We start from the raw sequence: 10,543 nt of genomic DNA on the forward strand, positions 1-10,543 counted from the left end.
AACAAACATTTTATGAAAAAAATTGGACTCTTATTGTTCTCATTTGCATTTGCTGCCAATTCTTATGGCCAAATCACAAAACAAGGACATACAAATCAAAATAAGTTTAAGCAATTAAAACAAGAATTACCAACACCTAATTTAGAAAGAACTGCCTCTGGTAAACCTGGTAAAGAATACACACAACAGAAAGTAGATTATGTAATGGACATTACTTTAGATGATGCCAATACAAAAATTACGGGTTCAGAGACCATTACTTATCATAATAATTCTAAAGACGATTTAGAATATTTATGGGTACAATTAGACCAAAACATGAGAGCTGCAGACTCTAAAACTCCAGATATTAGTCCTAGTAGCATTAGAACTAAAATGAGTAAAGGCAGATTTAATAGAGCTTTTCCAGAAGAACGTTTTGATGGTGGTTTTAATATAATGAGCGTTACCAATAAAGATGGTAGCCCATTATTACATACTATTAACCAAACAATGATGCGTATTAACTTAGTAGAACCTTTAGCTTCTGGAGATACTTTTGAGTTTAATATTTCTTGGTGGTACAACATCAATAATCATAGAACTGATGGTGGTAGATCTGGTTACGAACATTTTGATGAAAATAACAATAACAATTATGTAATTGCACAGTTTTACCCAAGAATGTGTGTATATGATAATGTAGAAGGATGGCAAAATGACCAATTCTGGGGAAGAAGTGAATTCGCTTTAGAGTTTGGAGATTTTACGGTTAACATTACTGTTCCAGAAGATCACATGTTAGGAGCAACTGGAGTTTTACAAAACGAAAGTGAAGTTTTAACCAAAAAAGAACAAAAAAGATTAGAGACTGCAAGAAAAACTTTTGATGATGTAGTTGTTATCAGAACTCAAAAAGAAGCAGAAAAGATTGAAAAATCAAAAGCATCAAGTACTAAAACTTGGAAATTTGTTGCAGAAAACGTACGTGATTATGCATTTGCAACATCAAGAAAATTTATTTGGGATGCAATGGCTGTAGATATTAATGGTAAAACTGTAATGGCGTATTCATTATACTCTAAAGAAGCAAACCCTTTATATGGTGACCATTCTACAAAAGCAGTTGCACAAACTTTAGAAACATATTCTAAATACACTTTCGATTATCCTTATCACAAGGCTATTTCTGTAGATGGACAAATGGGTATGGAATACCCTCAGATCTGTTTTAACCCTGGTAGACCAGATTTACCAGATGGTGGTTATTCAGATAGAGTAAAATACAGAATGGTTAAAGTTACAATTCACGAAGTTGGGCATAACTTTTTCCCAATGATTGTAAATTCTGATGAAAGACAATGGACTTGGATGGATGAAGGTTTAAACTCATATATGGAAATGTTAGCAGAGTTAGATTACGATCCTAATTTTCCAATTACTAGAGGTTATCCTAAAAACATTGTAAGATATATGTCTGGAGATCAGTCTAGAATTGCACCAATTATGTCTAAAGGAGATAACGTATATAGCTTTGGTTCTAATGCTTATGGTAAACCAGCAACTGCACTTTGGATTTTAAGAGAAACCATTATGGGTAAAGAATTATTTGACCATGCTTTTAGAACATATTCACAAAGATGGATGTTTAAACACCCATCACCTGCAGACTTTTTTAGAACTATGGAAGATGCTTCTGGTATAGATTTAGATTGGTTTTGGAGAGGATGGTTTTACACAACAGATGTTACTGATATAGGTATTAAAAGTGTAAAAAAATATGCTACAAAAGAATCTGGAGACACAGTAGAATTTGTAGAAGATACTACAGAAGGTTTAGGTTTTTCAAAAAATGAAAATAAATATCATTACGAAATTACTTACGAAAAACCAGGAGGTTTAGTAATGCCAATTATTGTAGAATTTACTTATAAAGATGGTACAAAAGAGAAAAAAACATACCCTGCACAAATTTGGAGATATGATGATAAAGAAGTAACTAAAGTTTTTTCATCATCTAAACAAATAGAAAGTATAATGATAGATCCTGATTTAGAAACTGCAGATGTAGATACTTCTAATAATGCTTTTCCAAAACAAAAAGCAGATAAATTCGATAAGTTTAAAAAACAGATAAAAGGATAAACTTTAGCTATTTTAAAAACATCGTTTATTATTAATAAATCGAAAAAGGTAATATGGTATCATATTGCCTTTTTTTATGATAAAGGTTTGTTAAAATTTTAACAAACCTTTATCTCTTTGTATAGTAATTGTTAATTTTAGCCAAATTTAAATCAAATTCGTATCAAATGAAAAAAATCTCTTTATTCGTATTTTCTTTATTTTTTATAAGTACTGTTAGCATCGCTCAGGAAAAAAAAGAAAAAAAGGAAACGCAACAAGGGCACACAGATCAAAACAAATTCAGACAAATGAAAGATGTTTTGGCAACGCCTAATGATCAGCATACTGCTTCTGGTGCTCCAGGTCATCAATATACCCAACAAAAAGTTGATTATATTATGGACATTCGTTTAGAAGAAAGTACAAATAAAATTTATGGTGATGAAAAAATAACTTATCACAATAATTCTAAAGACAATTTAGAATATTTATGGGTACAGTTAGACCAAAATATGAGAGCTGACGATTCTAAAACTCCGTTAGCAAAATCTGAAGGTGCATCTGCTTTTATAACACCAAGTAACTTTAAAAGCACTTATTTAAAAGAAGGTAAAGGTTTTGGTTTTAATATAGAAAAAGTAACAAGTGCAGGTAAACCATTATCACATTTCATCAACAGAACAATGATGAGAGTTAATTTACCAAAAGCATTAGCACCAGGTGAAACTTTTGAATTTAGCATTAAATGGAATTATAAAATTAACGACATCAACAAAGATGGAGGTCGTTCTGGTTTAGAATCTTTTCCTGATGGAAACAACAACTATACAATTGCTCAGTTTTTTCCAAGATTAGCAGTATATAATAATGTAGAAGGATGGCAAAATATGCAATTCTGGGGACGTTCTGAATGGGCTTTAGAATTTGGAGATTATGAGGTTAATTTAACTGTACCTGAAGATCATATTGTAGATGCAACAGGAGTTTTACAAAACGAAAAAGATGTTTTAACTAAAACACAACGCAAACGTTGGGAAACTGCAAGAAAATCTTTTGATAAACCTGTTTTAATTGTAACACAAGAAGAAGCAGAAAAAGCAGAAAAAGGACGTGCAACAGGTACAAAAACTTGGACATTTAAAGCACAACAAGTTAGAGATTTTGCTTTTGCAACATCAAGAAAATACATTTGGGATGCTATGGCTACAGATGTAAATGGTAAAACTGTTATGGCAGTTTCATTATATCCTAAAGAAGGTAACCCTTTATGGGAGGAGCATTCTACAAGAGCTGTTGCAACTACTTTAATTGAATATTCTAAGTTAACGTTTACATATCCTTATCCAAAAGCAATTTCTGTGCATTCAGAAAGACAAGGTATGGAGTACCCAATGATTTGTTTCAACTTTGGTCGTCCAAATCCTGATGGAACGTATTCTGACAGAACTAAAAAAGGAATGCTAGGTGTAATCATCCACGAAGTTGGCCACAACTTTTTCCCAATGATTGTAAATTCTGATGAAAGACAATGGACATGGATGGATGAAGGTTTAAACTCTTTTGTAGAAATTTTAGCAGAAGATGTATACGATCCAGAATTATTTGCATCAAATCCTGCAAAAAACATTACACGTTATATGGGTGGAGATCAATCTAACATCTCTCCTATTATGTCTCAAGGAGATTACGTAAAACAATTTGGACCAAATGCATATTCTAAACCAGCTGCTGGTTTATATATGTTACGTAAAACCATTATGGGACCTGAATTATTTGATCACGCTTTTAGAACTTATTCTCAAAGATGGATGTTTAAACACCCAACTCCAGAAGATTTCTTTAGATCTATGGAAGATGCATCTGGTATGGATTTAGATTGGTTTTTTAGAGGATGGTTTTATACTACAGACGTTACTGACTTAGGTATTAAAAATGTGAAACCTTTGTATTTAACTGATAAGCCAAGTGAAAGAGTAACCAAGTTAAAAGAACAGTACAAGCAGTATTTTGATAATTTAGGAGATTTAGTTTACATTACTGATAAAAAAGAAGATGCAAACCCTAAAGCTATGGATAAATATTTAGAAGGTGTAGAAGCACCAAGCTATATTTATTCTGTTGAATTCGAAAAACCAGGAGGTTTAGTTATGCCATTAATCGTAGAATTAACCTATGCTGATGGTACTACAGAAAGACAAACTTTCCCTGCACAAATCTGGATGAAAGATGATGCTACAGTTAAAAGAATTTTCTCTTCTACACAAGAAATTATAAGTTTTAAAGTAGATCCAGATGAAGAAACTGCAGATGTAGATACATCTAACAACAGCTGGCCAAAACCAGAAACTGATAAGTTTGATAAATTTAAAGCTAAAGTAAAAGGATAAGATTTTTTCCTTTTATTATTTGAACGTAAACCTCATAATTTTACTAATTGTTAGTAATAATTATGAGGTTTCTTTTTAAATCATTTTTAGTTTATAAACCTTACAATTAATAAAAATTAAAGTCAATTTAGATTAACGAAACTATAATAATTGAATAAGTATAGTCATCCAATTTATTGATATAAAAAAGGACAAAAATATCAACAATAATATATAATTAGCAGATTATTTATTTAAGAATTTACTACTAAAATTTATCAAAAATTCTTAAATTTACAATTAGCTATGAAAAAAATTACTTTAAAACCAAAAAAACATCGAGAAAAAGAAATTTTTTCTATTGAATATCCTTTTGATAAAGAAATAAAAACTCACTTAAAAAAATTACCTATTGTTTTTTGGAGCAATACACTTAGATGTTATTACGCTGAATTAAATAAAGAAAATGTAGGTTTAATTTTTAATCACTTAAGACTTAAAAAATGGTTTATTGATTATAGTAGTCTTAAATTAAAAACCACATCTGTAACAAAGAAAAAAGAAGTTACTCCCCTATTTTTACCAAATCTTTCTGAAGCATTAAAAAACGATATTAATAAATTTAAAAAGTGGCTACAACAAAAAAGATTAAGTGAAAACACAGTAAACACATATGCTGATGTAACTTCATCTTTCTTAAAATATAGTGTATCAAAAAACACCAATAATTATTCAACAAAGCTTATAGAAGCCTTTAATTACGATTTTATTTTTAAGCAAAATAAATCTGTTTCATATCAAAATCAATGTATAAATGGCATTAAGAAATACTTTGAGTATAAAGGTCTACAAGTTGAGAATATGTATATAGAAAGACCAAAAAAAGAAAAAAAGTTACCTTCGGTTTTAAGTGTTAAAGAGATAAAATCTTTATTAGCGAATACACAAAATTTAAAGCATAAAACATTATTATCTCTTATTTATTCAGCAGGATTAAGAATTGGAGAAGCTTTAAATTTAAAAGTAAAGGATATTGATGGTCAAAGAATGTTAATTCACATTCATCAAGCAAAAGGTAAAAAGGATAGATATACCTTATTATCTGCCAGTTTTTTAGAACTATTAAGAGATTATTACAAGGCCTATAAACCAAAAGAATATTTATTTGAAGGACAAAAGGGAGCACAATATACAAACTCGAGTGCGCAATCAGTATTAAAAATTGCTACCCAAAAGGCAGGGATAAAAAAGAGAGTTACTTTGCATACGTTAAGACATAGTTTTGCAACCCATTTATTAGAAAACGGAACAGATATAAGATATATTCAAGAATTATTAGGCCATAACAGTCCAAAAACAACAATGATTTACACGCATGTAACAGAAACGAGTATAAAAAACATTAAAAATCCATTTGATGATTTATAAGAAAATAATATCTTTAAAAATAATAAATGAAGATTTATAATAATAACAAAAACTCAGCATAGCCACCCAAAAAAGATTAAAAGGCTTATAAAAACTAAGTTTATATACGAGTTAGGCAACATTTGGCTGAACAACAAAAATGAAAGAAATAAGAGAAAAAGTCATAAAAGAATTCAGACGACGAAAATATGCTGAATCTACAATTAGAGGTTATTCAAATACTCTATTTAGACTTTTTGATTTTTATTCGGCATATAATCCAACAGAAATTACTAATAAACAAGTAACAAGTTATGCAAGGTCATTAATAAATCAGAAAAAGTCACATACAACTTTAAGAACCTTGGTTTTTGTATGTAAAATATTTTTCGACCAAATGCACAACAAAAAACACGGAATTTATAAATTTAAATTCCCTGCTACTGCTGAAAGGTCTGCTGATTTTTTCGAGCAATCAGATATTTTAGAATTAATAAATCGAAAAGAAAATTTAAAGCATAAAATTATTTTTCTTCTAATGTATTCTTGTGGTTTAGAGGCTAACGAATTATTGGAAATTAAAGTTAAAGACATTATTTCTAAAGATGAGAATCCGTTTATAATTTTACACGATAGTAAAGGAAATGAAAAGAGAAGAGCTTATTTATCAAAAAGAGTTATTCCATTATTATCAGACTATTACAAAGAATTCAAACCAGAATCATATTTTATATATGGGCAAAATGACAAGACTAAAAAATACTCTTATACAAGTGTAAGTAAATTACTGAAAGCTTCATTAAAAGAAATGGAACTAAATCCTGCTTTTACAACTAGAGCATTTAAATACTCTTATATTAAGCACTTAAATCAATTAGGAATTCCTTTAATAATAATTTTAGAAAATTTAAAAATCAAAGAATTCAAATCTCATTTTCAATATTCAAAATTAATCCACGAAGAACAAACAATTAATTTTACGCCTTATGACAAATTAATTACTACAACTGAAAAAACTGAAAGTTTTGATGATTTAGAATCTTTAGTATTTGAATTGAAAGATTTAGACGAAATAGATTATTTAATGGAGGGTATAGATTGTTTTAGAAATGGTAGTTTAAGAGCTGGAGTTATTTTTATTTGGTCATCTGCTATAAAGAATATTAGAAAACAAATATTAGGCATAGATACTCTAAAAAATATAAACGAAGAACTAAACAGAATTGACTCGAGAGCAAAAAAAATAAAAAACATTGAAAGCTTCGAATACATAAAAGACGAAACAACAATACAATTAGCTGAAAGAATAGGAGTTTTTAGCAAGTTTGAGAAAAATGAATTAATAAACAATTGCCTAGGCTTGAGAAACAAATGTGGACATCCTTCAAACTACAAACCAGAAATTCAAAGAGTAAAATCGTTTGTGGAAGAAGTACTGAATATGATATACAAAAAAAACGTTGCCTAACAACGTGTATAAAACATAGCTATTACAGGCTTTACAAGAGGTTTGTGTATATTTACAAAGTCCGCCAAATTTTTAAATTTGGCTTTTAAAATAAAAAAAGTAAAAACAAAATATAAAAATTCGGCTCTGTGTTAATCCGAAAAATTAGTGTCTTTTTGCACGCTACATTTCATACACAAAACCGTTGTACGTAAGCTAAGAAACCGCTAACAAAATATGAAAATTATAGATATTGAATACGATTATAGATTGGATAGTAAATGTGGAGACCCTGATACTGACAGTCCAAAATTATATGAAATTCACAGTCTTTTATGGAATAAAGAAATTTCAAAAAACATTACTTTAAATTTGAGTATTTTGAGTAAAAGTTACGGAAGATTAATTTTAAAAAACAATTTGACTGATAATTTATCAAGCGATAGAATGTGTCCTCATTATGTTGGGAAATATAACGGAAAATTAGACAAATGGTTGAGCGAAACTGAAAAAGAAAAATTTCAACAAAAAGTCAGAACAATTGGAGGACACATAGTTTTTCCAGCACATAGAAAAGATGGATTTACAATTAATCAAGCAAGAGGAGTAAATCGAAAAATATGTGACAGGTTTGACTTAACTTTAGAGTGTTTCAGGAGATTTTATATAAATGAGGAAAGTCCTTTGACAAGTACACTAAAACGATACTCTGATTTTTTAAAATTATTTAGGAATTTTAAAGGTTACACAGATTTTTTTATGCTTCAAGATTTTATTGAAAATAGTGGAAAAATTAAATTCTTATTGCCGTTTGATAACTTTAATCGTTCAGCTTTACCAGAAAGCAAAGAAGAATACGTGAACTATATGAACAGCACAATAGAACTGATAGACAAAAGAAACGAAAGAATATTAAATAGAATGAAAAAAGCCTGCGTACAACACCATATATAATTTATTGCTAGTTTTTTGCTTACTTACGAAAATCCTCGCGGATTTTCTTTGTCTGTAATTATTTACTAAATTACGTGCTTAAACCACGCAACAAACCATATATAAACACGTTAGCACCAATATGACAAAAAAACTATGAGTACAATTTCAAGATGGATTTTACCTTGCTACCATACTGATAGTGAATTTTCAACTGAACCGATTACAATTGATTTAACAGACAATTTGAATCTTATTCTTTCCAACGAAGTTTGGAATCGAAAATTTGAATATGGATTTACAGGTGGTTTAAAAAACACAGAAATAAATGACATTAAACGTGCTTCTGTAATTATATTTCCTCGTTTTATTTCAGGAATGGTCAATGAAAATCGAATACCAGAATTAATTGAAAAACATTGCGGAAAATTACCTGAATATTTAAAAGTTGAAAATTATAAGAATTGGTCACATAATATTGGATTTGCAGTAATTGAAGTGGAGTATAAAAAATCACTAAAAACCATTCCGATTAAAAAGGATTTTGCTGGTTATATTCCCAACTGGAATGAAGAATTTTTAAATACATATCATAAACATTTTGCTGTACTGAAAGAACTGAAATTTTTCTTTCTTGCAGGTTTGCATTTATCATTTCCAACAACATCAATAGTCATTAGAGATGACAGTTCTATAAATGATGGTTTTTTTCAGATTAATTCTGGACAAAGAAAATATGCGACTTTAAAAGCGAGTAGCTCATTTATGCACGAAGTTTTAATTGAGAGAACCAAATTAAAAAACCTAATTGGAAATTTAAATGGACTTGCAACTAAATGGCATTTTAATTTATGGCCAATTAAAAGGTACCTGACAGCTGTTGAAAGTTATCAAATATCAATGGACAACTTACTTGACTTGCTTTATTCTTTAGAAGGTTTATTTAGTAAAAATACTTCTTCGGACTTTATAAAAATGACTTGTGTTTTAAGTTTAGCAAATAATAAAAAAGAGGCAAAATCGCTCAAGGAAATTTTAGATGTTGGTTTTAGAATACGAAATGATATTGCTCACGGAGAAAGGTCTTACGACTTATATGACAAAATTAAATTAGCTGGAAAAGAGAAATTAGCTCAAGATATATATTGGAAAATTAAAGTTATTGTTGCACAAATGATAATTCTTGCAACATCGAAATTAATTACAAATCCTAATTTGAGAAATCTGAAATTTAATGAAGATGATTTTTTAGATTTGATTTACAAAGAAGAATAAATACTGGTGCTAACACCGTATAAAATTAATTACTAGTTCTAGCCTACTTACGAAAGTCCTCGCGGACTTTCTATCTGTGATTTATTTGCTAACTTTAGTGCTTAAAACACGCAACTAATCTTATACAACAACGTTAGCAACAACTAAAAATCAATACGCAGAAAAAAATATGGCACAAAAGAAAATCAGAAAGTCAATTCCAAAAGTAGCAAAAGTTAGAGCGGAACTTCAAGCGGAAATAAACTCTGAATGTCCTTTTTGTGAAAATACAGAAGTTGGACATTTTCAAATTCATCATATTGACGAGAATCCTGCAAACAATAACAATGGTAATTTATTATTGTTATGTCCGAATTGTCACTCAAGAATTACAAAAGGAGACTTATCTCAAATAGATGTTTTAAAAAGAAAGATAGAACTTTTAAATAATCCTAAAAAAACGAATAAAAAAGATTCACAAAATGTTAGTTTTAATGGAACTGTTGGAAATGCAGTAGTTGGAAACAATAATACTGTTAATCTAAAAAATACTAAAAAAACAGTTAAACAAAAATATCCAGAAGGCTGTATAGGATTTGAATCCGTTAAATCAAATTATATTGGGCATTTAATAGAAAGATATAATAAATATAAAGAATACGAAGTCGGAAAAGGAAATGTGAAATATTGGATTTTTGGAGGGCAATTAAAGAAGAAATTTAAGATTGCACCTACAAGAACTATTTACAATTTACCAAGTTCAAGATTTGATGAATTAAAATTATATATTCAAAACAGAATTAGAGAGACAAAATTAGGAAAGATAAAAGGTTCAACACATAAACACTATTCAACTTTTGAGGAATATACTGAGAAGTTCGGATAAAAATAGCAGTTGCTAACACCGTATAAAATTAATTGCTGGTTTTAGCCAGTTTACGAAAGTCCTCGCGGACTTTCTATCTGTGATTTATTTGCTAACTTTAGTGCTTAAAACACGCAACTAATCTTATACAACAACGTTAGTTTC

General features: G+C 29.1%; 7 protein-coding genes. All 7 read left to right on the top strand.

What is annotated here, in order from left to right; genetic code table 11:
* Positions 1-12 precede the first annotated feature (12 nt).
* The 7 genes from KO506_RS10345 to KO506_RS10375 all read left to right on the top strand — a co-directional run bounded on the left by KO506_RS10345 (position 13) and on the right by KO506_RS10375 (position 10,399).
* Positions 13-2,124 (top strand): M1 family metallopeptidase, encoded by a 2,112-nt coding sequence (locus KO506_RS10345; RefSeq protein WP_215994831.1) that lies wholly within the window; start codon positions 13-15, stop codon positions 2,122-2,124.
* A gap of 167 nt (positions 2,125-2,291) precedes the next feature.
* Positions 2,292-4,493, top strand: a complete 2,202-nt coding sequence (locus tag KO506_RS10350) for a M1 family metallopeptidase (RefSeq protein ID WP_215994832.1) — start codon at positions 2,292-2,294, stop codon at positions 4,491-4,493.
* A 285-nt stretch (positions 4,494-4,778) separates the two neighbouring features.
* The gene (gene xerA / locus KO506_RS10355; RefSeq protein WP_215994833.1) at positions 4,779-5,900 is read left to right on the top strand and encodes a site-specific tyrosine recombinase/integron integrase; all 1,122 of its coding nucleotides are present in this window, start codon (positions 4,779-4,781) and stop codon (positions 5,898-5,900) included.
* Positions 5,901-6,039: 139 nt separating this feature from the next.
* Positions 6,040-7,347: a tyrosine-type recombinase/integrase gene (locus KO506_RS10360; protein ID WP_215994834.1), complete on the top strand. Its 1,308-nt coding sequence runs from the start codon at positions 6,040-6,042 to the stop codon at positions 7,345-7,347.
* 216 nt (positions 7,348-7,563) lie between these two features.
* Positions 7,564-8,280: a DUF6994 family protein gene (locus tag KO506_RS10365; RefSeq protein ID WP_215994835.1), complete on the top strand. Its 717-nt coding sequence runs from the start codon at positions 7,564-7,566 to the stop codon at positions 8,278-8,280.
* Positions 8,281-8,415: 135 nt separating this feature from the next.
* The gene (locus tag KO506_RS10370) at positions 8,416-9,534 is read left to right on the top strand and encodes a hypothetical protein (RefSeq protein WP_111542130.1); all 1,119 of its coding nucleotides are present in this window, start codon (positions 8,416-8,418) and stop codon (positions 9,532-9,534) included.
* Positions 9,535-9,703: 169 nt separating this feature from the next.
* Positions 9,704-10,399 (top strand): hypothetical protein, encoded by a 696-nt coding sequence (locus KO506_RS10375; protein ID WP_215994836.1) that lies wholly within the window; start codon positions 9,704-9,706, stop codon positions 10,397-10,399.
* Positions 10,400-10,543 lie beyond the last annotated feature (144 nt).

This window comes from Polaribacter vadi (assembly GCF_018861005.1).
In the GTDB taxonomy this organism is placed as follows: Bacteria; Bacteroidota; Bacteroidia; order Flavobacteriales; family Flavobacteriaceae; genus Polaribacter; species Polaribacter vadi_A.